Origin of the sequence: Streptomyces sp. NPDC059371 (assembly GCF_042751995.1) — a bacterium.
Classification (GTDB): domain Bacteria; phylum Actinomycetota; class Actinomycetes; order Streptomycetales; family Streptomycetaceae; genus Streptomyces.
In genome coordinates this window covers 39,562-64,166 of the sequence record NZ_JBHYXD010000049.1, presented here as the reverse complement: position 1 = coordinate 64,166, position 24,605 = coordinate 39,562, and the positions used below count along the sequence as shown (strand labels likewise).

The following is a 24,605-nucleotide window of genomic DNA, read 5'->3' as shown; positions in this document are numbered from 1 at the left end:
CGGTGGGTGGGTCGGGGCCGTGCCGGTGCATCAGCCCGTCGCCGTTGGACGGAGATGTGACCGTCGGTGGCGACGGGCATCGATGTACCGGCACGGCCCCTCGCGCCGGATCCCGGCTGCCGGTGCATCGTGTCTGGGCTGAGATTCAGCCCCTCCGGCGTTTGAGGAGCGGGGTCTGGGGCGGAGCCCCGGGTATGGGACGGGTAGGGGCGGAGGGGGCGAAGAAGGCTGGTCGGGGTCACGCCGTGGTCAGGCTGGTCGGGGTCACGCCGTGGTCAGGCGGGGTGGGGCTGTGCCGGTGAGGAGGGTGGTCAGGGCCGCGTCGATGTGGGGGCCCAGGTACCAGTCGCCGGTGTGGTCGAGGGTGTAGACCCGGCCCTCGGCGTCGATGGCGAGCAGCGCGTGGGAGTCGGGTTCCTCGCCCAGCGGGCAGACCTCGGTGTCGAGCGCCCGCCCGAGATCGCCGAGGGTACGGGCCATGTGCAGCCCGTGCAGCGGATCGAGATCCAGCAGGGCGGGGGCGACCTGGCGCCCGGGCCCCGCGGCGCCGACCCGCAGCCCCCCGAACTCCGCCCAGGCCTCGACCGCCGCCGGGAACACGGAGTGCCGGTGCCCGGCCGGCGACGCGTGTCCGCGCAGCTCGTCGGCCCAGTACTCGGCCTGCTTTATGTCCCAGCGTCCCGGCTGCCATCCCGCCGAGCGCAGTGCGGCGTCCACCGGCTCGGGGAAGCGCGACGGAGGTCCCCCCTGTCCGGCTGGGGAGAAGAGGCTGGAGGAGGAGCGTTCGGAGTGCATCTGCCCTTCGTTCGTCGAGGGATGGGACATCGGCGTCGCGGGACGCCGTCATACGTACGTTCGCGGGGGAGGGGGAGTTCAGGCGTCCGGTGCGGCCGGGTCGACGATGCGTACGCCGAAGTGGCCGCTGAGCGCCGTGCAGGAGCGGCAGGGCGGGGCGAAGCTGCCGTGCAGCGGGTCGCCGTCCTCGCGGATGCGGCGCGCGGTGAGCTTGGCTCCCTTGAGGGCCTTGCGGGCCTCGCCGTTGGTCATCGGCTTGCGGCCGGCGCGCCTGCTGCGTTCGGCGTCGGCGGAGACGATCTGCCGGGAGATCAGGATCGCCTCGGCGCAGCGGCCGGTGAAGCGGTCGCGCTGCGCGTTCGTGAGGGTGTCGAGGAAGTCCTGGACCAGCGGGTGAAGGGCGGGTGGCTGGTCGCCGCGGGCGGCCGTGCCGGTGAGGGTGGCGCCGCGGACGGAGAGGGCGGCGGCGACGGTGGGAAGTATGCCGTCGCGGCGGTACAGCAGGGCGGGAGCGTGCAGCGCTTCGGCGCTGCTCCAGCCGACCCGGGGGTCCCCGGACGTGCCCGTATGCGTCGCGTTCATGATCGTCTTTCCCTCCCGTGCATCCCCCGGTGCGGAGACAGACTGCCAAATGCCATGGCGGGAGCGGTAGCTGGGGCGCCGCGACACGCCAGGTCTTCGGCATACGGTCACGGCGGGGTGACGGCTGGTCACGGAACCGGAGGCCCGGTGACCCGTGTCGTACAACCGAATAGGCTGTCGACATCCGCGCTCCATCCAGCTACTGAAGACGCCGCAGGGGGCAACCGCCATGACGACAGGTCGGCTCGGGCAACAAGCCGCGCCGCCGAACGCGGCCTACGCCGGGCAAGTCGTGCACTTCCCGGATCCGGTCCGGGCAGCGCGCCACCCCAGAGGTGTGCGGATCGACGAGCGCGGCTATCCCGACTTCTCGCTCTACGCGCGTGCCGCGGCGGAGATCGCCGAGCCCCCGGAGGGCTTCGGCGTCGACGAGTTGAGGCTGACGGACTACGTCTCCGCGAACGCCGCGCTCGCCGCGTCCGGGCACGAGCTGTGGGACACGATCCCCTCGGTGGCGACTCCGCACGGCTGGACGTGGCACCACGTGGCGGGCACGCGGCGGCTCGAGTTGGTGCCGGTCGAGGTGAAGGCGCTGCTGCGGCACCACGGCGGTGTCGCGACCGCGGCCGTCGACCATTCCAAGCGGGGGACGCGGCCGTTGCAGGAGACGCGGCCCGCGCACTTCGGTCTGCCGAAGTCCTCGGTCGCGGTGACCGAGCAGCAGGTGCAGGCGGTCGAGGAGGACCTCGGTTACCGGCTGCCCGGCGCCTACCGGTCGTTCCTGAAGGCCGCGGGCGGGTGCGCTCCGGTCGGTGCCGCACTCGACGCGGAGCTCGGACTGCTGGTGGACCAGCCGCTGTTCACCGTGCGCGACGAGGCAGCGGTCAACGACCTGGTGTACGTCAACAAGTGTCTGCGCGACCATCTGACCAAGGACTACCTGGGTGTCGGGTTCGTGCAGGGCGGCCTGCTGGCCGTGAAGGTGAAGGGCGACCGGATCGGTTCGGTCTGGTTCTGCGCGTTCGACGACGCCCGTGACCAGGACGAGTGGCCGGCGGCCGAGCGGGTGCAGCGGCTGCTGCTGCCGTGCGGTGACGACTTCGACCAGTTCCTGTCGCGGCTCGCGGGCAATCCGCCGGAGCTGGAGACGGTGGCGAATCTGATGGTGGACGGCGGCTTCGCTCACGCCGTGCCCGTCTCTTCGGTGGGGGAGTGAGGTTGCGATGGTGACCTTCGCGCAGGCGCAGGAGCGCGCGGAAGAATGGATCAACGGGGACGTTCCCGGGTACCAGCACCGTGAGGTGCGAGTGCGCGAGTTCGAACTCGGTTTCGTCGTATGGGCGGAGGACCGTGCCGAGGGGCCGCGCTCCGACGGGGGCGCGCAGCGGCTCGTCATCGCGCGGGACAGCGGGGAGGCCACGCTGTGGCCCGCGCTGCCGGTGGGTGAGGTCATCCGCCGGTACGAGGAGGAGTACGGGGGGCCGGCCGGGGCCCCCGAACCGGCGCCGGCGCCCCCGGCCCGGGTCGATCTGAACCAGACGTCGTTCCTGCTGAGTCCTCCGGAGTGGCTGCAGGAGGCCGCGGACAGGATGGGGATCCCGGACCGGCGTGCGGGGTCGGGATCGTCCGGCTCCGACGGGGCCGGGTCCCGTCCCGCCGCCGCTTCGGCGGGCGGCTCCGCGAACGGGGCCGCCGCGGGCGGGAGTTCGCCTTCGGGTGCGCCGGTGGACTCCGGGGAGCACGCGGCCGCGGCCACGCCGGGAGTGCACGCCGCTTCCCCGGCGACCACGCCGGGTGCGCCCTCGCCGGGCTCCGCTTCCCCCGCTCCGGTTCCCGGCGGTGCCACACCGTGGCCGGACGCCGCGACCGGCGACGAGGTCCCGGACCGGCAGGACATGAGGCCGGCCGTCCCCGCCGACGCGACCCCGTGGGCGGGAACGGACACGAACGCCGATCCCGGCGACGACCGTTCCGTACCGCTGCCCGCGACCGTGTTCGCCCCGCCGCTGACGGGTGTCGACGACCCGCACACTCCGCCGCCGATGGCCGCGCACGATCAGACCGCCATGATCTCCGGGGGCAGCCGACTCCCGCGCACGACGGTGGCGCCCGTCGCCGGAGGCCCGAACCCGCCCGCGCCGTCGGGTGGTTCGTCGGGCCACGGTGTGCCGGACGCCTCGGCCTACGGTTATCCGCAGGGCCCCGGCGCGGGACCGGGCACTCCGCCGCCCGGTGCTCCGTCGGCTCCGGGTGCCCCCGGTACGCCGCCGCCCGCGGTGCCGTCGCGGCCGCTGCCGCCGAACGCGGGTGACATCGCCGACGCCGCGACCAGCAAGGCGCAGCCGCCCCGTGCGTCGCGCGGCGCCTCTGCGGGCACTCCGCATCCGCCGAGCGCGCCGGGTGTGCCGGGAGCGCGGCCCACGCCTCCGCCGCCCGGACCGGGCGCGCCCGCGGGCGGCTACGTGCCCACACAACTCGTCTCGCAGCTCGGGCCGGACGGGCCCGAGGGAGTGCCCGGCGCACCCACGCCGCCCGGCGCCACGCCGCCTCCGGGCGGTGTCCACCACGCCGCGACGATGCTGGCGGGGCCCGCGGTGGGCGGCCCCGGCGCGCCGCAGCCTCCGGGTGCGCCCGGCGCTCCGGGCGCGCCCTGGCAGCAGGCCGCTCCCGGTGTGCCGGCCCCGCCGGGCGCCACACCTCCTCCGGGCGGGGCGCACCACGCCGCGACGATGCTGGCCGGGCCCGCGGTGGGCGGGCCGGGCGCGCCGCAGCCTCCGGGTGCGCCCGGCGCTCCGGTGGGCACGCCCTCCGGTGAGGTGCACCACGCGGCGACGATGTTCGCCCCTCCGGCCGGTGGCCCCGGTGCGCCGCAGCCTCCGCAGGCTCCCGGGATGCCGCAGGGCGCCCCGCAGCCGCTGCCCGGCCGGCCCGTGCCCGGTCAGCCGGTGCCGGGACAGCAGCCGGCGTACGGGTATCCGCAGACGGGGCAGCCGACCGTCGGACCCGGCTACCAGGCCGTGCTGCGCTACCGGGCGCAGGACGGGTCCGAGCAGCAGCTCATCCGGCGGTCCGCGCCGGGTATGCCGCACCCGGAGTGGCAGATCCTGCACGAGCTGCGCGCGATGAACGTACCGCCGCAGCAAGTGCTGGAGCTGCACACGGAGTTGGAGTCCTGTGAGCTGCCGGGCGCGTACTGCGCGCGGATGATCAGGGAGACCTTCCCGCAGGCGCGGATCACGAGCATCGCGCCGTACGGCACGGATCACGCGAGCCGGCAGCAGGGCATGCACCAACTCCTCGCGCATCACAGCGAGTTGCACCAGGTCGCGGATGGTCCGGCGCGTCCGGCGCCGGTGCGGGCGCCGATTCCGCCGGTGCAGCCCGCGCCGCCGGTCCCGCCGGAGGCGATCGCGCAGGAGCTGGCGGCGGCGTTCGGGCCGGGGGTCTTCCGGTTCGACCACGCGGCCGTGTCGCGGCAGGGTGTGCCGCCGATCGTGGCGCACACCCTGGTCGTGGCGGGGCTGCCGGTCGACATGGGCCCGTTCTTCTGGGCGCAGTCCCAGCCGGGCCGTCCGGTGCCCACGCTCGCCGAACTGGCGCAGGAGCGCGGGGTGGCGGCGTCCCACGACGCGGGCTCGTACCTCGTCATGGGCAGCGACTTCGGCAAGGCGATCTGTGTCCAGTACGGCACGGCGAACATCGTCGCGGTGCCGGTGGAGGCCGGTCCCGGGGGTGCCCCGGTGCCGCCGCAGTTCGTGAACTCCGGTCTGCCCGAGTTCGCGCGCTGTCTGGCGCTGCTCGGCCGGATGTGGCGGCTGCGGTTCGGTCTCAACCAGGAGCAGGCGGGCCGCTGGACGGTCGACTTCCAGGCCCAGCTCGCCTCGCTCGACCCGGCGGCCCTGGCCTCGCCGGAGAGCTGGTGGTCGGTCCTGCTGGAGGAGATGTGGGACGGGCTGCTCTAGGGCCCGGCCGACCATTGCCGTCCGGCAGACGCCGGCGGCGGCTTGCCGTGGCACTGCGGGACGGACAGGACACAGCGGTACGGATGAGGCGCTCGGCCCGGATCACGGGTCGGGCGCCTCATCCATTCGTCCGTATCGCCGTCGCTGACCTCGAATGACATGCCTGTGAACCGGTTCCGGCCGAATGGGTGGGCGGAGTGTCGCGTTATGAACACTTCCGCGTGATCCATCAAGATGTGCGCGAAATCGTCTTTTCGTGTGGGTCGGGCGGAGAGGGGTCCAAGGATGAGCAGCACACGGGTGTCGCCGCACGGCTTCGTGGCCGTACGGGGGCGTGGCTACCGTCCCGAACAGGTCGATGTGTACGCCGCGGCGCTCTCCAGGGACCGCGACGCCGCCTGGGAGCGGGCCGCCCGGCTCACCGTGCTGGCGAAGGACATGGAGGCCGAGGCGGAGGGGCTGCGGGAGGCCGTGACACGGCTCGCCCCCCAGACGTACGAGGAACTCGGCGAGCGGGCGCGCCGGATCTTCGAGCTCGGCGAGGAGGAGGCCGAGACCCTGCGGGAGGAGGCCCGGCGGGAGGCCCGGGCGGAGGCCGAGATGGCCGAGGCGGTGGGGTGTGACGTACGGGAGGCGGTGCGGGCGTACGCCGACGAGGTGCGCGGCGAGGCGGAGGAGTGGGCCCTCGGGCGGCTGGCCGACGCGCGAGCCGAGGCCGACGAGGTGCGCGTCTCCGCGCGGCGGGAGATCAAGGAGAACCGGGGGGAGGTGCTCACGGCGCTGCGCGAGGTGCGGCGGCGGGCGGAGGTCCTGGTCGCGGGGCAGGAGGCGGAGCACGCCGCGCGGTGGGCGGAGTTCGAGCGGGCCGCCGGCGAGCGCGCGGCCGCGGCGGAGGCCGGGCTGCTCGACCGTGAGGCGCGCGCCGGGGAGTCGCTCGCCCGGGCCGAGCGGGCCCTCGCGGAGGTGAAGGAGTGGGACCGGCACCGGCAGGAGGACGCGGGGGCACGGGGCGCGGAGCTGGTCGCCGAGGCGCGGGTCAGTGAGGAGCGGATCGCCCGGGAGACGGATCGGGTGTTGCGGGAGTACGGGGAGCGGTGGGATCACGTGCGGGCGCAGATGGAGCACGTACAGAGCAGTCTTGAGTCTCTCACCGGGCGGGCCCCGGCGGAGTAGGTGGCATCAGGTCTTTCCCCCCGGAGCGGGGGGACGCGGGGGGCCTTCCACCGCTACGCGGTCCCGGCTTCCACCGCTACGCGGTCCCGGTATCCACCGCTCCGTGGCGCGGTTTCCGGTCTCCGGTTCTATCTTCCCCTCCGTATCGCCCCCGCCAGAATCCACCCCTCCACCGCTTCGTACTGCTTTCGCTGTTCTCCCGCCTTGCGGCGGCCCGAGGCCACGGTCCCGAGCCATCCGTAGGCGAACCCCAGCGGGATCGACACGATGCCGGTCGTGGTGAACGGGAACCAGTTGAAGTCGGCGTCCGGGAACGCGGCGGTGGGGGAGCCGGAGACGAGGTTGGTGCCCGGCATGAGGACGAGGACGGTGAGGGTGCCGCCGATGAGGGTGGCGAGGAGGCCGGCGCGGGTGTAGCGGCGCCAGAAGAGCCCGTAGACCAGCGCGGGCGCGATCGCGGAGGCACCGAGGCAGAAGGACAGGGTGACCAGGGGCTGAAGGCTGTGATGCTGGACGAGGGTGGCGAGCAGGATGGCCGGTGCCCCCACCGCCAACGCGGAGATGCGGGCGAGGAGCATCTCGCGGCGCGGGGAGAGTTCGTCGTCGCGGCGGCGGCCGCGGAAGAGCCGGCTGTGCGCGAACACGTCGTGGGCGAGGGAGTTGGCGCAGGCCAGGATCATCCCGGCGACGGACGCGAGCAGCGTGAGGAAGATCGCTGTCGTCACGGTGGTGAACAGCAGGGTCTCGGCGGTGGAGACGGAGGTGCCGAAGGCGGCCTGGGAGCCCAGCAGGTAGGCGGTGTTGCCCTGCGGGTCGGCCGTCGCGATCGCGTCGCGGCCGATCAGGGCCGTGGCGCCGAAGCCGACGACGCTGACGATGAGGACGAACAGGGCCACGCACGGCACCGCCCAGGACAGTGACCTGCGTACCTGGCGGGCGCTGTCCGCGGTGTACATGCGCATGGTGATGTGGGGGAGGCAGGCGCCGCCGAGGACGACCGTCAGCTCCGAGGTGATCATGTCCAGGCGGGGGCTGGCGCCTCCCGCGAACTGGAGACCGGAGCGGAGGTAGGCGTCGCCCACACCGCTGTTGCCGGCCGCGGCGGCCAGCAGGGTGCCGGGATTCCAGTCGAAGCGCTGCAGGACGAGGACGGCGATCACGGCGCCCGAGCCGAGCAGCATCACGATCTTCAGGATCTGGATGAGGGCGGTGCCCTTCATGCCGCCGATCGCCGCGTAACTGATCATCAACGCGCCGAGGCCGATGACGCAGCCGGTCTTCAGGGAGTCGGCGGAGAAGCCGAGGATGAACGCCAGCAGGTCGCCCGCTCCCGCGAGTTGGACCAGCATGAGGGGCAGCAGCGCCACGATGGTCACCGCGCAGGCCGTGTTGCGGACGGCGCGGCCGGGCATGCGGCGCGCGAGGGCGTCGCCCATGGTGAACCGGCCCGCGTTGCGCAGGGGTTCGGCCAGCAGGAACATCAGCAGCATCAGGGACAGGGCCGTGCTCAGAGCGAGGACCACGCCGTCGTAGCCGGCCAGCGCGATGACGCCGCTCGTGCCGAGCACGCTCGCGGCGGAGATGTAGTCCCCGGCGATGGCGAGGCCGTTGCGCATCGGGGAGAGCGATCCGTAGCCGGTGTAGAACTCGTCCAGGTCGTCCCGGTCGGGGCCGGTCATCACGCACAGCAGCAGGGTGACCGTGGCGACGGCCGTGAACGCCATGAGCGACATGGTCTGGGCGGACGTGGTGAATCCCGTCATCGCGCCGCCTCCCGCTTCGCGTCCAGTTCGCTCTGTCTGCGGATCCGGTCCGCGATGGGGTCGAGGCGCCGGCGCGCGGAGTGCTCGTACAGGGCGATGGCCAGACAGGTGACGGGGACCTGGAGCAGGGCGAGCAGCAGGCCGGTCGACAGTCCGCCGGAGACCGTGCTCGTCATCAGGGACGGCGCGAAGGCGGACAGGATGAGGAAGAGGGTGAAGTAGCCGAGTGCGGTGAGGGTCGCGACGCGGCGCTGGCGGCGGTAGGCGCCGCGCAGGCGTCTGATGTCGCTGTGCTGTCCGAGGGGCTTCTGGCGTGGCATCCGCCGCCGCTCGGGCTCGGGAGGCCGGGGCCGGGGCTGCCAGGGGTAGGTCAGCCGGGTGGGGTCGGGGGCCGGCTCGGGCGGATGGCCGGGGTGCAGGGGGTCGTCCGCGTAGGGCTCGTACGGCTGGTAGAGGGGGGCTCGTGGGGACGGGGGCGGCGAGTAGGGGCGTTGGTGCGGTTGTTGCCGGCGGGGCCTTGGGTGCTCGGGGGACGAGAACGTGTCGGGCATCCCGGTTCTCCTTGCGTGGCTCGGGTCCGGGGCGGGACCGCAGGGAGCGGGGGGTGAGCAGCGCGCACGCTACTCGTAGGTAGCGGGGCGGCGCGACCCTTTCGCCGAACTGGGCGGTCGGTACGCGCTTACTTCGGTGACCTGGGGTGTTACCCGCGTTTACCTGTGGAGTTCTCCTGGAGCGGCCCTGAAGGTTCTTCGGATTTCGCGTGGGGAAGCGGGTGCTCGGCGGGGGGTCCGGCCTACCGCGGTTCCGTCCGGTGGGTGGGTCGGGGCCGAGCCGGTGCATCAGCCCGTCGCCGTTGGGTGAGGGGTGGGCGTCGGTGGCGACGGGCATCGATGTACCGGCACGGCCCCTTGCGCCGGATCCCGGGTGCGGGTGGTTCGTGGTGGCGACGGGCATCGATGTACCGGCACGGCCCCTTCCGCCGGATTTCGGCTGCGGGTGCGCGGGGTCGCCGAGGACCGGTGGCCGGGGTCAGTCCGTCGGGTCGTCGAGGACCGGGAAGCGGCGCGGCGCGACGAGCAGCAGGACCAGGAAGGCGAGCGCGGCGGCACCGGCGGCGCCCAGATAGACGGCGTGCACCGCGTCGGCGACCGCGTGGCGCAACTGCCCGTCCGGGGTGCCCGAGTTCAGCGCGCGGGTCACCGCGTCGAGATCTCCGGCGCCGCCGAGCCGCGCGGCGAGCACCCCGTTGGCGACGGCGCCGAAGAGGGCGGCGCCGAGGGTCTGTCCGGTCTGCCGGCAGAACAGGACGGAGGCGGTGGTCGTGCCGCGTTCGGCCCATCCGACGGTGGACTGGACGCCGACGATCAGGGGGAGCTGGAAGAGTCCGAGGGCGCCGCCCAGCAGCAGCATCAGCAGGACGGGCTGCCACGGCTCGCCCGGGGTGGGCAGGAAGGGGAAGGCGAGCAGGAGCAGACCCGCCGTGCCGATGCCGAGCACGGCGGTGTCGCCGGAAGCCGATGCGGCGGTAGACGTGCTGGCTCAGCGCCGCGGACGCCGGCCAGCTCAACGTCCATACGGAGAGCACGAATCCGGCGGAGACCGGGGCGAGGCCGAGGACCGCCTGCGCGTAGGTGGGCAGGAAGACCGTGGGCGCGACCATGAGCAGTCCCAGTGCCCCGAGCGCCAGGTTGACCGCGGCGATCGTCCGGCGGCGCCACACCCAGCCGGGGATGATCGGTTCGGCGGCGCGCCGCTCCACGGCCACGACGACCGCGAGCAGGCACGCTCCCGCGGTGAACAGGGCGATCGAGGGGGCCGAGAGCCAGTCCCAGGCGACACCGCCCTGCACGAGCGCGGTCAGCAGGACACCGCCGCAGGCGAACACCGCGAGGGCGCCCGCCCAGTCGATCCGCGGCCGCCGGCCGGGGACGGTCCGCTGCGGTTCGCGCAGATGACGGGCGATCAGCCACAGGGCGAGGGCGCCCACCGGCAGATTGACGAGGAAGATCCACCGCCAGTCGGCGTACGTCGCGAGGAGGCCGCCCAGGGCGGGGCCCGCGATGGCCGAGGTCGCCCACACCGTGGACAGCTTGGCCTGGATCTTCGGGCGTTCCTTGAGCGGGTACAGATCAGCGGCGAGTGTCTGCACGGTGCCCTGGAGGGCGCCGCCGCCCAGGCCCTGGACGACGCGGAAGGCGATGAGCGCGGCCATGTTCCACGCGCCGGCGCAGAGCAGGGAGCCGAGGAGGAAGAGCGCGGCGCCCGCCATGAGGACCGGTTTGCGGCCGAAGGTGTCGGAGAGCTTGCCGTAGACGGGGAGCGTGACCGTGACGGCCAGCAGGTAGCCCGAGAACAGCCAGGAGAAGAGCGAGAAGCCGCCGAGGTCGCCGACGATCTGCGGAACGGCGGTGGACACGACGGTGGAGTCGAGGGCGGCGAGCCCCATCGCCAGCATGAGCGCGGCGACGACGGCGCGCCGCCGCCGGGTCTCGGCCCGGTCCGCGCGGGCGGCGTGCTCCCGTACGACCGGTGTCCCGGTGTTCCCCTCGCCCACGGGATTCCTTCCCCCTGCATCCATCTGCCGGGGCCAGCTTCCCACTTGAGCCTCACGCCGGGGGAGGGTGGAGGCTGTGTGGGCCCGGGGGTGGACCCGACCCCGAGGGGTTGTCCACCGGAGGGTGGAGAACCCCTAGGGGGATCTCCGTACCAGGGCTCGGGGAGGGTTCGTCCCGTCGGAGGAGGAGACGGGCCGAAGCCGTTCTTAACCTGGTTTTACGTCGTCGGAGTCGCGCTCCGGTCGTACGGACCGCACCTCCGGGGGTGGGGTTTTCCCCAGCAGAAGACGGGGCCGTGCACCAGCGCGTACGACCCCCCGGCGGCAGCAGACTTACGGACGTGGCCGGCGCACCGCGTCCGAACGGCGTGGACCTCCGCGGCCGTCGCACCCGCTCACAGACTTTCGCAGCCCGGCAGGTCCCCCTGTCGGCCGACTTAGGAGACATACCGTGACATCGGCTGTAAGCATTCCCAGGCACGAGAGCACTGGAGGGCGTACGGCCGTCGCCGCGCGGGCGCGACAGGTCGTCAAGGCGTACGGGTCCGGGGAGACCCGCGTCGTGGCCCTCGACCAGGTCGACGTGGACATCGCGCGGGGCCGGTTCACCGCGATCATGGGCCCGTCGGGGTCCGGCAAGTCCACCCTCATGCACTGCCTCGCCGGGCTCGACACCGTCACCTCCGGCCAGATCTTCCTCGACGAGACCGAGATCACCGGGCTCAAGGACAAGAAGCTGACGCAGCTTCGCCGGGACCGGATCGGCTTCATCTTCCAGGCGTTCAACCTGCTGCCGACGCTGAACGCCCTGGAGAACATCACGCTCCCGATGGACATCGCGGGCCGCAAGCCCGACCGGGCCTGGCTGAACCAGGTCGTGGACACCGTCGGCCTCAAGGACCGGCTCAAGCACCGCCCGACCCAGCTCTCCGGCGGCCAGCAGCAGCGCGTCGCCGTGGCGCGGGCGCTGGCGGCCCGCCCCGAGATCATCTTCGGTGACGAGCCGACCGGAAACCTCGACTCCCGGGCCGGCGCCGAGGTGCTGGGCTTCCTGCGGCGCTCGGTCGACGACCTCGGCCAGACCATCGTGATGGTCACGCACGACCCGGTGGCGGCCTCGTACGCGGACCGTGTGCTGTATCTCGCGGACGGCAGGATCGTCGACGAGATGCACCAGCCGACGGCCGATCAGGTCCTGGACCGCATGAAGGACTTCGACTCCCGCGGGCGGACGTCATGACCGTCCTCAAGACCTCGATGCGCAACTTCTTCGCGCACAAGGGACGCATGGCCCTGTCGGCCGTCGCCGTCCTGCTGTCGGTGGCCTTCGTCTGCGGGACGCTCGTGTTCAGCGACACGATGAACACGACGTTCGACAAGCTGTTCGCGGCCACCTCCTCCGATGTGACCGTGAGCGCGAAGAGCGCCTCGGACACCGGTGAGACGACGTCCGGCAACGGCAAGCCGCCGGTCATGCCCGCCTCGGTGCTCGACAAGGTGCGGTCGGCGCCGGGCGTGAAGTCGGCCGAGGGCGCGGTCTTCTCCAGCGCCGTGACCGTCGTCGACGCCGACAAGGACAACCTGTCGCCCTCCAGCGGCGCGCCCACCATCGTCGGCAGCTGGAACGCCAACGAAGCGCGCACCATGAAGATCACCTCCGGCACGGCGCCGAAGGGATCCGGCCAGGTGATGGTCGACGAGGACACCGCCGACAAGCACCACCTGAAGCTCGGTGACGAGATCGGCGTGATCAGCGCCGTCGGCACGCACACCGCGAAGATCTCCGGCATCGCGCACTTCACCGTCACCAACCCCGGCGCGGCGATCTTCTACCTGGACACGCCGACCGCACAGAAGACGCTCGTCGGCCGGACCGGCGTCTACACCAACGTGAACGTCACCGCGGCCGCCGGAGTCAGCGACGCCCGGCTCAAGCAGGACGTGAAGGCCGCGACCGGCGGCCACTTCAAGGTGCAGACCGCCAAGGAGACCGCCGACGCCAACAGCCAGGACGTGAGCGGCTTCCTGGACGTCATGAAGTACGCGATGCTCGGCTTCGCCGGGATCGCCTTCCTGGTCGGCATCTTCCTGATCATCAACACCTTCTCGATGCTGGTCGCCCAGCGCACCCGCGAGATCGGTCTGATGCGGGCCATCGGCTCCAGCCGCAAGCAGGTCAACCGCTCGGTCCTGGTCGAGGCACTGCTCCTCGGCACGGTCGGCTCCGTCCTCGGTGTCGGCGCGGGCATCGGCATCGCGGTCGGCCTGATGAAGCTCATGGGCATGACCGGCATGAACCTGTCCACCGACGACCTGACGGTGGCCTGGACGACCCCGGTGATCGGCATGGCGCTCGGCATCGTCGTCACGGTCCTGGCGGCCTATCTGCCCGCCCGCCGGGCCGGCAAGGTCTCCCCGATGGCCGCCCTGCGCGACGCCGGCGCCCCCGCCGACGCGAAGGCCGGAGTCGTACGGGCCGTGCTCGGCCTGCTCCTCACCGGCGCCGGCGGCTTCGGCCTCTACCTCGCCGCCGACGCCACCAAGGCGAGCGAGGGCTCGATGTGGCTCGGCCTCGGCGTGGTGCTCAGCCTGCTCGGGTTCGTCGTCATCGGCCCGCTGCTCGCGAGCGGTGTGGTGCGCGTCCTGGGCGCGGTCCTGCTGCGGGCGTTCGGCCCGGTGGGACGCCTGGCCGAGCGCAACGCCCTGCGCAACCCGCGCCGCACCGGCGCCACCGGCGCCGCCCTCATGATCGGCCTCGCGCTGGTCGCCTGCCTGTCCGTGGTCGGCTCCTCCATGGTCGCCTCCGCGACCGACGAGCTCGACAAGACCGTCGGCACCGACTTCATCATCCAGAACGACGGCGGTCAGCCGATCACCCCGCAGGCCGTGCGGGCCGTGAAGAAGACGCCGGGGCTGTCCCGGGTCACCGAGTACCGGGTCACCGAGGGCGACTACACCACCCCCGACGGCAAGACGCTCAAGGACACCGACATCACGGCGGCCGACCCGTCGTACGCCACCGACCTGCGGACCAAGACCGTCGCCGGCGACCTGAAGGACGCCTACCTGCCCGACTCGATGTCCGTGCACGACAAGTTCGCCAAGGACCACGGCATCCACCTCGGGTCGAAGATCAAGGTCGCCTTCAAGGACGGCGCCACCGCGAACCTGACGGTCCGCGCCATCACCAGCAGCGACGCCGTCATCGACAAGGGCTCGAAGTACATCTCCATCGCCACGCTCGCCAAGTACGTGCCGGCCGACAAGATGCCGCTGGACGAGCTGGTCTTCGCCTCGGCCGAGGACGGACAGCAGGACAGCGCGTACAAGGCCCTGAAGTCCTCCCTGCACGACTACCCGCAGTACCAGGTCCGCGACCAGACCGACTACAAGCAGGCCATGAAGGACCAGATCGGACAGATGCTGAACCTGATCTACGGCCTGCTCGCCCTCGCGATCATCGTCGCGGTCCTCGGTGTGGTGAACACCCTCGCCCTCTCCGTGGTCGAGCGCACCAGGGAGATCGGTCTGATGCGGGCCATCGGCCTCTCGCGCCGCCAGCTCCGCCGCATGATCCGGATGGAGTCGGTGGTCATCGCCCTCTTCGGCGCGCTGCTCGGCCTCGGCCTGGGCATGGGCTGGGGCGCCACGGCCCAGCAGCTCCTCGCCCTGGAGGGACTGAAGGTTCTGGAGATCCCCTGGCCGACCATCATCGGGGTCTTCGCCGGATCGGCCTTCGTGGGCCTGTTCGCCGCCCTGATCCCGGCGTTCCGGGCGGGCCGGATGAACGTACTGAACGCGATCGCCACCGACTAGGAGCAGTCCTGGCCGATCGGCGGGCGGTCGAAGGGGTCACCGCGTACGGGGGTCGCGGTGGCCCCGGCGCGGGGCCGGCGGGGGCCTCGGCGAGCCCCCACCCGCGCCCCCGCCGCCCGCGCGAGGGGGTGGGGCGGGGGGCGGGCGGGGGGGGGGGGGGCGGGGCGGGCCCCGCGGGCGCGCGCGCGCGGCCCCAGCCCCCCCCCCCCCCCGGCCCCCCCGCGGCGCGTTCGGGATGCGGTGTGTCCTGGGCGGGCCGGGTGCCGGGCCGGTCGCCCCGGAGCGGGGCGGGCCCTCGGCGGACGGTCACGCGCGGGCGGGCCCGGAGTCGTAGGCTGGATGCCCCCGGCCCGTCCCACGTGTCGGGCGTCTCGCGTTGCCCACTCCCCGGGATGGAAGCCCTTCATGAGCCTGCACGGTCTGCTCGACGCCGTCGTCAAGGACGCCGCCCTCACGGAGGCGGCGAAGGCCGCCGCCGACGGCAACCGGATGCATGTCGACCTGGTCGGCCCACCGGCGGCCCGCCCGTTCGCCGTCGCCGCGCTCGCCCGCGAGACCGGCCGTACGGTCCTCGCGGTCACGGCCACGGGCCGCGAGGCCGAGGACCTGGCCGCCGCCCTGCGCACCCTGCTCCCGCCGGACGGCGTCGCGGAGTACCCCTCGTGGGAGACGCTGCCCCACGAGCGGCTCTCGCCCCGCTCCGACACCGTCGGCCGGCGCCTCGCCGTCCTGAGGCGCCTCGCCCACCCGCGCCCCGACGACCCCGAGACCGGACCGGTGTCCGTCGTCGTCGCTCCCATCCGCTCGGTCCTCCAGCCCCAGGTCAAGGGCCTGGGCGACCTGGAGCCCGTGATCCTGCGCACCGGCGTGAGCGCCGACCTCGGCGAGACCGTCGAGGCGCTCGCGGCAGCCGCGTACTCCCGTGTCGAACTCGTCGAGAAGCGCGGCGAGTTCGCCGTCCGCGGTGGCATCCTGGACGTCTTCCCGCCCACCGAGGAGCACCCGCTGCGCGTGGAGTTCTGGGGCGACGACGTCGAGGAGATCCGCTACTTCAAGATCGCGGACCAGCGTTCGCTGGAGGTCGCCGAACACGGCCTGTGGGCCGCGCCCTGCCGTGAACTGCTGCTCACGGAGGACGTCCGGGCGCGGGCCGAGGCCCTCGCCGAGGCCCACCCGGAGCTCGGCGAACTCCTCGGCAAGATCGCCGAAGGCATCGCCGTGGAGGGCATGGAATCGCTCGCCCCGGTCCTCGTCGACGACATGGAACTGCTCCTCGACGTCCTGCCCGAGGGCGCGATGACGATCGTGTGCGACCCGGAGCGGGTACGGACCCGGGCCTCCGACCTGGTCGCGACCTCGCAGGAGTTCCTCCAGGCGTCCTGGGCGGCGACGGCCGGTGGAGGCGAGGCCCCCATCGACGTCGGCGCGGCCTCCCTGTGGTCCATCGCGGACGTACGGGACCGGGCCCGCGAGCTGGACATGATGTGGTGGTCGGTGTCGCCGTTCGCCGCCGACGGAGAACTCACGGACGCCTTCGCCGGCGGGGTGGGGGACACCCTCAAGCTGGGCATGCACGCCCCCGAGACCTACCGCGGCGACACCGCCCGGGCGCTCGCCGACACCAAGGGCTGGCTGGCCGAGGGCTGGCACACGGTCTACGTCACCGAGGCGCACGGCCCGGCCGCCCGCACCGTCGAGGTGCTCGGCGGCGAGGGCATCGCCGCCCGCCTGGACACCGACCTCACCGACATCGGCCCCTCCGTCGTGCACGTGGCGTGCGGCTCCATCGACTACGGCTTCGTCGACCCGGCGCTGCGCCTCGCCGTCCTGACGGAGACCGACCTCTCCGGCCAGAAGGCGGCGGGCAAGGACGGCGCCCGGATGCCGGCCCGCCGCCGCAAGACGATCGACCCGCTGACCCTGGAGACCGGCGACTACATCGTCCACGAACAGCACGGTGTCGGCCGCTACATCGAGATGGTGCAGCGCACCGTCCAGTCCGCGACGCGTGAGTACCTGGTCGTCGAGTACGCCCCCGCCAAGCGCGGCCAGCCCGGCGACCGCCTCTACATCCCCACCGACCAGCTCGAACAGATCACCAAGTACGTCGGCGGCGAGGCCCCCACCCTGCACCGCCTCGGCGGCGCCGACTGGACCAAGACCAAGGCGCGCGCCAAGAAGGCGGTCAAGGAGATCGCCGCCGACCTGATCAAGCTGTACTCGGCGCGCATGGCGGCCCCCGGTCACGCCTTCGGCGCCGACACGCCCTGGCAGCGCGAGCTGGAGGACGCGTTCCCGTACGCGGAGACCCCCGACCAGCTCACGACGATCGCCGAGGTCAAGGAGGACATGGAGAAGACGGTCCCGATGGACCGCCTGATCTGCGGAGACGTCGGCTACGGCAAGACGGAGATCGCGGTCCGTGCCGCGTTCAAGGCGGTGCAGGACGGCAAACAGGTCGCGGTCCTGGTGCCCACGACCCTGCTCGTGCAGCAGCACTTCGGCACGTTCTCCGAGCGCTACTCGCAGTTCCCGGTGAACGTCCGGGCCCTGTCCCGCTTCCAGACGGAGACCGAGGCCAAGGCCGTCCTGGAGGGCCTGCGCGAGGGCTCGGTGGACCTCGTCATCGGCACCCACCGCCTGTTCTCCTCGGAGACGAAGTTCAAGGACCTGGGCCTGGTCATCGTCGACGAGGAGCAGCGCTTCGGCGTCGAGCACAAGGAGCAGCTCAAGAAGCTGCGCGCCAACGTCGACGTCCTGACGATGTCCGCCACCCCCATCCCCCGTACGCTCGAAATGGCGGTGACGGGCATCCGGGAGATGTCCACGATCACCACCCCGCCGGAGGAGCGGCACCCGGTGCTGACCTTCGTCGGCCCGTACGAGGAGAAGCAGATCGGCGCCGCGATCCGCCGCGAGCTGCTGCGCGAGGGCCAGGTCTTCTACATCCACAACCGGGTCGAGTCCATCGACCGGGCGGCCGCCCGGCTCAGGGAGATCGTCCCGGAGGCGCGGATCGCCACGGCCCACGGCCAGATGGGGGAGCAGGCCCTGGAGCAGGTGGTCGTCGACTTCTGGGAGAAGAGGTTCGACGTGCTGGTGTCCACGACGATCGTCGAGTCGGGCATCGACATCTCGAACGCGAACACGCTGATCGTGGAGCGCGGCGACAACTTCGGTCTGTCGCAGCTCCACCAGCTCCGCGGCCGGGTCGGCCGCGGCCGGGAACGCGGCTACGCCTACTTCCTGTACCCGCCGGAGAAGCCGCTGACGGAGACCGCTCACGAGCGTCTCGCGACGATCGCCCAGCACACGGAGATGGGCGCGGGCATGTACGTGGCGATGAAGGACCTGGAGATCCGCGGAGCGGGCAATCTGCTCGGCGGGGAGCAGTCGGGCCACATCGCCGGCGTCGGCTTCGACCTGTACGTCCGCATGGTGGGCGAGGCCGTCGCGGACTACCGCGCCTCCCTGGAAGGCGGGGTGGAGGAGGAGCCGCCGCTGGAGGTCAAGATCGAGCTTCCGGTCGACGCGCACGTCCCGCACGAGTACGCGCCGGGCGAGCGGCTGCGCCTCCAGGCGTACCGGTCCATCGCCTCCGCGAACACGGAGGAGGACGTCAAGGCCGTACGCGAGGAACTGGTCGACCGCTATGGCAAGCTCCCGGAGCCGGTCGAGAACCTGCTCCTGGTGGCGGGCCTGCGGATGCTCGCGCGCGCCTGCGGGGTCGGCGAGATCGTCCTTCAGGGCAACAACATCCGCTTCGCGCCGGTGGAGTTGAGGGAGTCTCAGGAGCTTCGCCTTCAGCGCCTGTACCCGGGGACCGTCATCAAGCCGACGGCCCACCAGATCCTCGTCCCGCGCCCGAAGACCGCGAAGGTCGGCGGAAGGCCGCTGGTGGGCCGGGAACTGCTCGGCTGGACCGGGGAGTTCCTGGCTTCGATCCTGGGGTCGTAGCCGCGGGGCCGCGGCCGCCGGGGTCGCGTCGAGGGGAGCGGCCGCCGGGGCCTGCGGTGGCGCCGGGGGCGGCGCCCGCCCGCGGGCGTGGGCGGTCAGGACTGCGGGGAGCGGAACAGCATGCCCGTCAGGGCGTGGAAGACCTCGTCCGCGTCCTGTCCGCCCACCTGGCCGTCCAGGTTGTGGCTGATCAGGAGCGTGGCGAAGCCGTGGGCGAGGGACCAGGCCGCGATGCCGGCGAGGCGGGCGTCGGGGCCGCGGCCCTCCGAGGGGATCGCGGACACGGCGGCCCGCAGCCGCCCGCCGGCGAGTGTCCGGGCCGTCGCGAGCTCCAGGTCGTTCGCGCGGAGCAGCTCCGGGGCGAACATGACCTGGAAGTGGGCGGGATGCTCCCGCGCGAAGCGTACGTAGCGCACGCCGGCGTCCCGCAGGTCCTCGGCGTCGTCGAGCGCGGTCGCCAGGAGCCCGAAGCCCTCCGCCGCGATGGCCGTGAGGAGGCCGACGCGGTCCTTGAAGTGGTGTGCCGGTGCCGCGTGCGAGACGCCCGCGCGGCGGGCCAGGTCGCGCAGGCTCACCGCGGAGGGCCCTTCGGTGGCGATGACGTCGAGAGCGGCGCCGAGGATGGCGCGGCGCAGGTCCCCGTGGTGGTAGGGGCGAGCCGAGCCGCTGGTCTTCGCGGGATCCATGACAGCAGCGTACGCCGAATCTAGTCGTTGACAAGTTTGGGCGGCGGGTGCAATCTTGTCAGTGTCAAGTTGTGAGCGTGTCGATACGTGACGAGGGGTGGAGTCATGTCCGGGAACGTGAGCGGGACGAGTGGGACCGGCGGAGCGGGCGAGGCGGGCGGGCAGGGGGTCGTGTCCGCGGACGCCGCGGGTGCCGATCTCGGGCGGGTGCGTCAGCTCTGGCATGTGCTGGAGCCCCTGCACGCCGTGCTGTACTACGCGCCGGAGGCCTTCGAGGAGGCGGCGGCGCTCGGATACGGGACCGAGGAGCGCTGGCCCAGCTACTTCCCCTACCGCGCGGCGCCGTTGGGGGCGGTGGGCGGCCGACGGGTGGCCTCCGCCTTCTACAGTTTCAGCCCGCGCATGGTGGACGAGCACATCAAGTCCGCGTGGCGGACGGCGAGTCCGGAGCAGGTGCTCGCGGCGCGCGAGCGCGCGGTCGACCGGGCGTACCGCGCGATCCTCGGCGACCGCGTCGACAGTCCCGAGCTGGCCGAGGCCGCAGCGCTGGCCCGCCGGGCCGCCGAGGCCGTGGACACCGCGGGCCGTCAGCTCGCCGCGGCCAACGCCGAGTTGCCCTGGCCCGAGGCCTCACATCTCCAGCTCTGGCACGCGGCGACGGTCCTGCGCGAGCATCGCGGCGACGGTCATCTCGCGGCCCTGCTCGTCGCGGACCTCGACCCGGCCGAATCGCTGGTCTCCTTCGCGGCGATAGGCGCGGCCTCCGTGGAGCGGTTCGAGAGCCGGGGCTGGAGCCCCGAGGAGTGGGCCGCCGCCCGGGACCGGCTGACCGTCCGGGGCCTGGTCGACAAGGACGGCATCGCCACGGAGGCCGGCCGTGAGCTGCGCCGCGGGGTCGAGCGTCACACCGATCGGCTCGCCGCCGCCCCCTGGCAGGCGCTCGGCCCGGAGTCCGTCACCCGCCTCGCCGATCTGCTCGGCGAGTTCTGGGTCGCGGTACTGGGCTCGGGACTGCTGCCGTCGGAGACGACGCTGGGGATCGGGAAGGTCTGACGCGCGCGAAGGATCGGGAGGTTTTGACGCGCGCGAAGGATCGGGAGGTTTTGACGCGCGCGACGCGACCCGGCGTGACGGGGGCCCGGGCGACCGGGGCGGGGAGAGGGCCGGCGACCCCCAAACCCTGCCGCGGATCGTCAACGACCCCAGCCCCACCCGGCGGGGATGCCGCGGTGGGGCTCGGATTGGAGGGGATTGCTCGGATCGCTCCGGCTATGACTGTGGGGGCCGGTCGCGGTTGCGGTCCATGCCCATCGCGCCTTCGGCCTTCTGCTGCGCGTCGTCGACCTTGTCCGTGTACTTGTCGCCGGTCTTCTTGTTGACCTGCTTCTCGGCGGCGTCGGACATGTCCGATGCTTTGTCCTGTGCCGCCCGGTTGCTCTTGAACTTGTCGAAGATGCCCATCCAGAGCTCCTTCCGGGGTGACTCACGATCGACGATACGCCCGGCGTGCGCCTCTTGCCCGTCGATGCCCGGTATGGCAGGGGCATGGCGGCCATTACCTTGGGCAGACGGGAATCACGTCCGATCGGGACGGATCCGGGGAGGCGAAGGGGAGGGGCGTCGTGCTGCGTGTGAGGGGTGGGGCGGCGGCTGCCGCGTTGGTGGTGCTCGTCATGGGTGCCGGGGTCAGCGGCTGCAAGAAGGACGCGCTGGGCTCGGAGGGACCGCAGGAGACGGCGGCCGGCGGTGGTGGGGCCGCGCTCACCGCCGTGGACTCGCTGGCAGTCAAGGGCCGCGCGCCCAAGACCGGGTACAGCAGGGAGCGGTTCGGCACGGCCTGGGCCGACACCGACGCGAACCGGTGCGACACCCGTGACGACATCCTCAAGCGGGACCTCAAGGCCGTGAAGTTCAGCGACGGCACGTGCAGGGTGTCCCGCGGGGTCCTCGACCCCGATCCGTACGGCGGCGAGGAGGTCACGTTCGTCCGCGGGCGCAGCCTGGTCGACATCGACCACCTCGTCGCGCTCTCGGACGCCTGGCAGAAGGGCGCCAAGTACTGGGACGCGAGCAAGCGGATAGCGCTGGCCAACGACCCGCTCAACCTCCGTGCCGTCGGCGCGAGCGCCAACCGCAGCAAGGGCGACGGCGACACCGCGACCTGGCTCCCGCCGAACAAGGCGTACCGCTGCACGTATGTCGCCGCGCAGGTGGCGGTGAAGAAGAAGTACGGGCTCTGGGTCACCGGCGCCGAGAAGGCGGCCATGAAGAAGGTGCTGGGCGGATGCCCGGGCCAGAAGCTCCCCTCGGGCGGGAACCCGACCGAGGCGCCGAAGAGGTTCCACGCGAAGTGACGTGAGGGGGCCTCGACCCGTCGGCGGCGGCCCTGGCTTCGTCCCGCGACGGGACCTCCGGTTCCGCCCCGCGGCGGGACGGAAACGGCAGGGGGCGAGGTGCCGCCACCACGCCCTCAGCCGAGTCCCGTAGCGGCCGACTCGTACTGGGCCGCCTGCTTCGGGGTGAGGTAGCGGGAGACGCGTACGAGGACCGAGCCGTGGACGTAGTCGTACTCGGCGAACGCCGGGGAGGACTTGGCGATGGCGCGGATGTACTCCGCGCGCGCCCTGGCGTCCGCGGCGTTGGCGAACACTTCGATCGCGCCGCCGCGTTCGACGGCGCCGGGGTCCGCGCCGGTCACCTGGGACGCCTGCACCCAACTGTCCGAGAAGGTGACCTTGGACGTGTACTCGCCCGGGCGGCCGAGCAGGTGGTTGGGGTCGCTCTCCGCCGTGACGGCTCCCGTGAGAGTCGCCGTTCGTACGTGCGTGGCCATGGCCTGGAAGGCGGCGCGCGCGGTGGGCCGGCCGTCGGCGCGCGTGCTCGCCCTCGCCGGTTCGTGCGCGTCGGCCGGGGGTTTCGCGGGTGCGTTGCCGCACGCGGTCAGAAGGGTCAGGAGAGCGACGACGGGCGCGACGGCCGACGCGGCGGCGGAGGTGGTTCTGTGCATGCGGGAGATGCTCGCGTTCGCACCGCCGTGGTGTGCCTGTGTAGCGGAGCTGTTACGCGGTGTTCCCATGGTCGAAGTCGTGTTCGACGCGCGCCGTGGAAGTGGCCCGGACGACGCCGAACGCTTCTCCGCCCCTGCCCGGCCGGCTCACTCGGCGGCAGTCGGGATGGTCGTTACCACGATGAGCCTGGCGCAGCGGTAAATCTCCCGAAATTTCATGGAGTTCGTCCCGTTGGTTCTACGGTCGCCCCAACGGGACGCAGTACAGGGAGATTTGAGAATGAGCGAGGATCTGGAAGCCGTGGCTGTCACGGCCGGAGTGAACGCACTGGCAGGACTGATCAGCCAGGTTCCCTGGTCGCAGATCGGTGTGCGGGTCAGGGGCGTGCTGTCCCGGCGGGGGCGTGCCGACGACTCGGAACTGACGCAAGCGCTGGAGAGCGAAGGAGAGGCTGGCCGCGAGCAGCGATTGGCCGCCGCGTTGGCGCGGCTGTCGCCGGAGGACCGGGCCGCGATCGCCGACGAGCTGGGGGCGCCGCCCCACCCGTCGTCCATCGTCACGACCGGTGACAAGAGCCCCACCCATACCGGTTCCGGCGATCAGCACATCACGTATCAATGATGGCGGACGGAAACGCGACTCGCGCACTTCAACAACAACAGCCCGTCCACAGCGGTGACAAGAGCCCCACTCACACCGGGGGCGGAAACCAGTTCATCACGTTTGTCGAGGACTCCTGGGTCCAGGTCCTCGCTCTGATGGTGGTGGCAGCCGGCGCAGTCATCGAGATAGTCATGGCGCCCGAAGCATCCGCGGGGCAGCACGTCTTCTACGGCGTGCTGGTCGTACTGTGCGCGATCACTGCCTCACTCTGTCTCTGGTTCGCCTGCGAATGGGTCAGGAAGAAGTTCACCGCGTCTCTCGTGCTGGTCGTCGGCGCTGTTCTGAGCGCCTCGATCGCGGCGGGCTGCTACAAGGTGCTGGCCGACCACGGGGACCTGACCGTCCCGGTCACGGTGAAGCACCAGAAGCCGTTGGCCGACAAGGATCAGATCACCGCGGATATCGTCGCGACCCCCACCCGCTCGCACGTGAGGGTGCGCATCACGCTGCCGGACCACTACCCCACGGGCACGTGTGTCGCGTCGGCGCACGCCGAGGTGGCGGCCAGGGTTGACGGCATGGCGCAGAAGCCGGAGGCGGTCACGCTGATGAGCGGGCAGACCGGGGACATCAATCTGCACGGGGCCCGCAGGGACGTTGAACTGACCGTAGTGATCCACGCCGGCGAAGGGTGCTTGATGGACCTCGCCTTCGAGCCCGCCGTCCTGCACGACGATGAATGGTGGCTGCCGTGAGGCGAATACGGTCCTGGATCACTCTCACGTCCTGTGCGTTGCTCGCTTTCGCCACCACCACCGCGTGCGGATCGGACGCATGGCCCGGCGGCGAGGAGGTCCGGATCGGAGTGAAGGGCGACCAGCCAGGTACGGGATTCCAGAACGGTTCGTACGCGGTGCGATCGGGGTTCGACATCAAGATCGCACGACTGGCCGCGGACGCGCTCCACAAGCCGCCCGACTTCAAGAACGTGCCGTCGGAGGACCGGCAGACCGACCTCGACGGAAAGCATCACATCGACCTCGTCGTGGCCACCTACTCGATCAACAACCCCCGGCTCACGGGTTCGAACGGGCTTCCCGCCCATGACTTCGCCGGGCCGTACGCGGTCACCTACCAGGGGTTCCTCGTGCGCAAGAAGGGCCCGCGGGTCAGGAGGATGAGTGATCTCAAGGGCAAGCGGGTCTGCACCTGGACCGGCACGACCTCGACCCCGACCATCGACCAGAGGACGACGGGGCTGGTGCCCGTCCAGGACTCCGACGCGTCGAAGTGCGTCGCCGACCTGCTGTCGGGCGCGGTGGACGCCGTCTCCTCGGACCAGTTGATTCTCTACGGCTTCACGCAGGTCCACAAGAACCTCGAAGTCGTTCCGCATCTGACGATCGGGGACGCCCAGTACTACGGCGTCGGGCTGCCCAAGAAGCATCGCGGAGCCTGCGCGGACATCAAGCAGGCGTTGAAGGAGTACGTGAAATCGGAGGACTGGAGCCGGGATTTCAAGAACGAACTTCCCTCGATCCCGGCTGCCGATCCGAACTGGGAGAGCCGCTACAAGCCGAGGGACGCGCAGCTGGACACGTACTCGTGCCGCGACCGGATCGGTTCCTAGCCCGGGAGCGAAGTTGCCGGCCGCGATCGAGTGGACCGCCGTCGGTGGTACGCCCACGCGGCAGGTGTCACCCCGC

18 protein-coding genes and 1 pseudogene are annotated in these 24,605 nt (G+C 72.0%); 11 read left to right on the top strand and 8 right to left on the bottom strand.

Annotated elements, in window-relative coordinates:
• Nucleotides 1-264: 264 nt before the first annotated feature.
• Together ACFXGX_RS25410 and ACFXGX_RS25405 are read right to left on the bottom strand one after the other, a co-directional pair.
• Nucleotides 265-795: an SUKH-3 domain-containing protein gene (locus ACFXGX_RS25410; protein ID WP_384795244.1), complete on the bottom strand. Its 531-nt coding sequence runs from the start codon at nucleotides 793-795 to the stop codon at nucleotides 265-267.
• Nucleotides 796-873: 78 nt separating this feature from the next.
• On the bottom strand, nucleotides 874-1,377 hold the full coding sequence (locus tag ACFXGX_RS25405; protein WP_384795242.1) for a YwqJ-related putative deaminase: 504 nt from the start codon (nucleotides 1,375-1,377) through the stop codon (nucleotides 874-876).
• Nucleotides 1,378-1,606: 229 nt separating this feature from the next.
• On the opposite strand from ACFXGX_RS25405, the gene ACFXGX_RS25400 reads away from it, so the two are divergent.
• The 3 genes from ACFXGX_RS25400 to ACFXGX_RS25390 all read left to right on the top strand — a co-directional run bounded on the left by ACFXGX_RS25400 (nucleotide 1,607) and on the right by ACFXGX_RS25390 (nucleotide 6,512).
• Nucleotides 1,607-2,593 carry an SMI1/KNR4 family protein gene (locus tag ACFXGX_RS25400; protein ID WP_384795240.1) on the top strand — a complete coding sequence of 329 codons (987 nt, stop codon included), beginning with the start codon at nucleotides 1,607-1,609 and terminating at the stop codon, nucleotides 2,591-2,593.
• A 7-nt stretch (nucleotides 2,594-2,600) separates the two neighbouring features.
• Nucleotides 2,601-5,339, top strand: a complete 2,739-nt coding sequence (locus ACFXGX_RS25395; RefSeq protein ID WP_384795238.1) for an SUKH-4 family immunity protein — start codon at nucleotides 2,601-2,603, stop codon at nucleotides 5,337-5,339.
• Nucleotides 5,340-5,624: 285 nt separating this feature from the next.
• Nucleotides 5,625-6,512, top strand: a complete 888-nt coding sequence (locus ACFXGX_RS25390; RefSeq protein WP_384795236.1) for a cellulose-binding protein — start codon at nucleotides 5,625-5,627, stop codon at nucleotides 6,510-6,512.
• A gap of 128 nt (nucleotides 6,513-6,640) precedes the next feature.
• On the opposite strand, the gene ACFXGX_RS25385 is transcribed toward ACFXGX_RS25390, so the two are convergent.
• The 3 genes and pseudogenes from ACFXGX_RS25385 to ACFXGX_RS25375 form a co-directional block, all read right to left on the bottom strand.
• Entirely contained in the window at nucleotides 6,641-8,275 is a 1,635-nt protein-coding gene (locus tag ACFXGX_RS25385; RefSeq protein WP_384795234.1) for a cation acetate symporter, read from the bottom strand.
• The gene (locus ACFXGX_RS25380; protein ID WP_384795232.1) at nucleotides 8,272-8,826 is read right to left on the bottom strand and encodes a DUF485 domain-containing protein; all 555 of its coding nucleotides are present in this window, start codon (nucleotides 8,824-8,826) and stop codon (nucleotides 8,272-8,274) included. The genes ACFXGX_RS25385 and ACFXGX_RS25380 overlap by 4 nt, the downstream gene beginning before the upstream one ends.
• A gap of 478 nt (nucleotides 8,827-9,304) precedes the next feature.
• Nucleotides 9,305-10,853, bottom strand: a pseudogene (locus ACFXGX_RS25375) (MFS transporter).
• Nucleotides 10,854-11,280: 427 nt separating this feature from the next.
• Between ACFXGX_RS25375 and ACFXGX_RS25370 the strand changes: the two are divergent.
• The 3 genes from ACFXGX_RS25370 (at nucleotide 11,281) to mfd (ending at nucleotide 18,602) form a co-directional block, all read left to right on the top strand.
• The gene (locus ACFXGX_RS25370; RefSeq protein WP_384795230.1) at nucleotides 11,281-12,069 is read left to right on the top strand and encodes an ABC transporter ATP-binding protein; all 789 of its coding nucleotides are present in this window, start codon (nucleotides 11,281-11,283) and stop codon (nucleotides 12,067-12,069) included.
• Nucleotides 12,066-14,645 (top strand): ABC transporter permease, encoded by a 2,580-nt coding sequence (locus ACFXGX_RS25365; RefSeq protein ID WP_384795228.1) that lies wholly within the window; start codon nucleotides 12,066-12,068, stop codon nucleotides 14,643-14,645. Before ACFXGX_RS25370 ends, ACFXGX_RS25365 begins: the two co-directional genes overlap by 4 nt.
• Nucleotides 14,646-15,050: 405 nt before the next feature.
• On the top strand, nucleotides 15,051-18,602 hold the full coding sequence (gene mfd / locus ACFXGX_RS25360; RefSeq protein WP_384795223.1) for a transcription-repair coupling factor: 3,552 nt from the start codon (nucleotides 15,051-15,053) through the stop codon (nucleotides 18,600-18,602).
• A 95-nt stretch (nucleotides 18,603-18,697) separates the two neighbouring features.
• Here mfd and ACFXGX_RS25355 read toward each other — a convergent pair whose 3' ends face one another.
• A complete protein-coding gene (locus ACFXGX_RS25355; protein WP_384795221.1) occupies nucleotides 18,698-19,288 on the bottom strand; it encodes a TetR/AcrR family transcriptional regulator in 591 nt (196 codons plus the stop codon).
• A 105-nt stretch (nucleotides 19,289-19,393) separates the two neighbouring features.
• Here ACFXGX_RS25355 and ACFXGX_RS25350 point away from each other — a divergent pair, with 105 nt between their 5' ends.
• Nucleotides 19,394-20,341 (top strand): hypothetical protein, encoded by a 948-nt coding sequence (locus ACFXGX_RS25350; RefSeq protein ID WP_384795219.1) that lies wholly within the window; start codon nucleotides 19,394-19,396, stop codon nucleotides 20,339-20,341.
• Between the two features lie 216 nt (nucleotides 20,342-20,557).
• On the opposite strand, the gene ACFXGX_RS25345 is transcribed toward ACFXGX_RS25350, so the two are convergent.
• The gene (locus ACFXGX_RS25345) at nucleotides 20,558-20,749 is read right to left on the bottom strand and encodes an antitoxin (RefSeq protein WP_355771551.1); all 192 of its coding nucleotides are present in this window, start codon (nucleotides 20,747-20,749) and stop codon (nucleotides 20,558-20,560) included.
• 161 nt (nucleotides 20,750-20,910) lie between these two features.
• Here ACFXGX_RS25345 and ACFXGX_RS25340 point away from each other — a divergent pair, with 161 nt between their 5' ends.
• On the top strand, nucleotides 20,911-21,642 hold the full coding sequence (locus ACFXGX_RS25340) for an HNH endonuclease family protein (RefSeq protein WP_384795217.1): 732 nt from the start codon (nucleotides 20,911-20,913) through the stop codon (nucleotides 21,640-21,642).
• 116 nt (nucleotides 21,643-21,758) lie between these two features.
• On the opposite strand, the gene ACFXGX_RS25335 is transcribed toward ACFXGX_RS25340, so the two are convergent.
• Nucleotides 21,759-22,295 (bottom strand): hypothetical protein, encoded by a 537-nt coding sequence (locus ACFXGX_RS25335; RefSeq protein WP_384795215.1) that lies wholly within the window; start codon nucleotides 22,293-22,295, stop codon nucleotides 21,759-21,761.
• A 280-nt stretch (nucleotides 22,296-22,575) separates the two neighbouring features.
• Between ACFXGX_RS25335 and ACFXGX_RS25330 the strand changes: the two genes are divergently transcribed.
• From ACFXGX_RS25330 to ACFXGX_RS25320, 3 genes are read left to right on the top strand one after another with little or no spacing between them, the layout of a single operon-like run.
• Nucleotides 22,576-22,917: a hypothetical protein gene (locus tag ACFXGX_RS25330; protein WP_384795213.1), complete on the top strand. Its 342-nt coding sequence runs from the start codon at nucleotides 22,576-22,578 to the stop codon at nucleotides 22,915-22,917.
• Nucleotides 22,914-23,654 carry a hypothetical protein gene (locus ACFXGX_RS25325; protein ID WP_384795211.1) on the top strand — a complete coding sequence of 247 codons (741 nt, stop codon included), beginning with the start codon at nucleotides 22,914-22,916 and terminating at the stop codon, nucleotides 23,652-23,654. The genes ACFXGX_RS25330 and ACFXGX_RS25325 overlap by 4 nt, the downstream gene beginning before the upstream one ends.
• Nucleotides 23,651-24,529: a transporter substrate-binding domain-containing protein gene (locus ACFXGX_RS25320; RefSeq protein WP_384795209.1), complete on the top strand. Its 879-nt coding sequence runs from the start codon at nucleotides 23,651-23,653 to the stop codon at nucleotides 24,527-24,529. Before ACFXGX_RS25325 ends, ACFXGX_RS25320 begins: the two co-directional genes overlap by 4 nt.
• Nucleotides 24,530-24,605 lie beyond the last annotated feature (76 nt).

What these genes read in the sequence shown, in the direction of transcription:
- ACFXGX_RS25345 (WP_355771551.1), bottom strand. Translation starts at nt 20,749, where the DNA reads ATGGGCATCTTCGACAAGTTCAAGAGCAACCGGGCGGCACAGGACAAA.
- ACFXGX_RS25410 (WP_384795244.1), bottom strand. Translation starts at nt 795, where the DNA reads ATGCACTCCGAACGCTCCTCCTCCAGCCTCTTCTCCCCAGCCGGACAG.
- ACFXGX_RS25385 (WP_384795234.1), bottom strand. Translation starts at nt 8,275, where the DNA reads ATGACGGGATTCACCACGTCCGCCCAGACCATGTCGCTCATGGCGTTC.
- ACFXGX_RS25330 (WP_384795213.1), top strand. Translation starts at nt 22,576, where the DNA reads ATGAGCGAGGATCTGGAAGCCGTGGCTGTCACGGCCGGAGTGAACGCA.
- ACFXGX_RS25325 (WP_384795211.1), top strand. Translation starts at nt 22,914, where the DNA reads ATGATGGCGGACGGAAACGCGACTCGCGCACTTCAACAACAACAGCCC.
- mfd (WP_384795223.1), top strand. Translation starts at nt 15,051, where the DNA reads ATGAGCCTGCACGGTCTGCTCGACGCCGTCGTCAAGGACGCCGCCCTC.
- ACFXGX_RS25365 (WP_384795228.1), top strand. Translation starts at nt 12,066, where the DNA reads ATGACCGTCCTCAAGACCTCGATGCGCAACTTCTTCGCGCACAAGGGA.
- ACFXGX_RS25400 (WP_384795240.1), top strand. Translation starts at nt 1,607, where the DNA reads ATGACGACAGGTCGGCTCGGGCAACAAGCCGCGCCGCCGAACGCGGCC.
- ACFXGX_RS25380 (WP_384795232.1), bottom strand. Translation starts at nt 8,826, where the DNA reads ATGCCCGACACGTTCTCGTCCCCCGAGCACCCAAGGCCCCGCCGGCAA.
- ACFXGX_RS25395 (WP_384795238.1), top strand. Translation starts at nt 2,601, where the DNA reads ATGGTGACCTTCGCGCAGGCGCAGGAGCGCGCGGAAGAATGGATCAAC.
- ACFXGX_RS25390 (WP_384795236.1), top strand. Translation starts at nt 5,625, where the DNA reads ATGAGCAGCACACGGGTGTCGCCGCACGGCTTCGTGGCCGTACGGGGG.
- ACFXGX_RS25350 (WP_384795219.1), top strand. Translation starts at nt 19,394, where the DNA reads ATGTCCGGGAACGTGAGCGGGACGAGTGGGACCGGCGGAGCGGGCGAG.
- ACFXGX_RS25335 (WP_384795215.1), bottom strand. Translation starts at nt 22,295, where the DNA reads ATGCACAGAACCACCTCCGCCGCCGCGTCGGCCGTCGCGCCCGTCGTC.
- ACFXGX_RS25355 (WP_384795221.1), bottom strand. Translation starts at nt 19,288, where the DNA reads ATGGATCCCGCGAAGACCAGCGGCTCGGCTCGCCCCTACCACCACGGG.
- ACFXGX_RS25405 (WP_384795242.1), bottom strand. Translation starts at nt 1,377, where the DNA reads ATGAACGCGACGCATACGGGCACGTCCGGGGACCCCCGGGTCGGCTGG.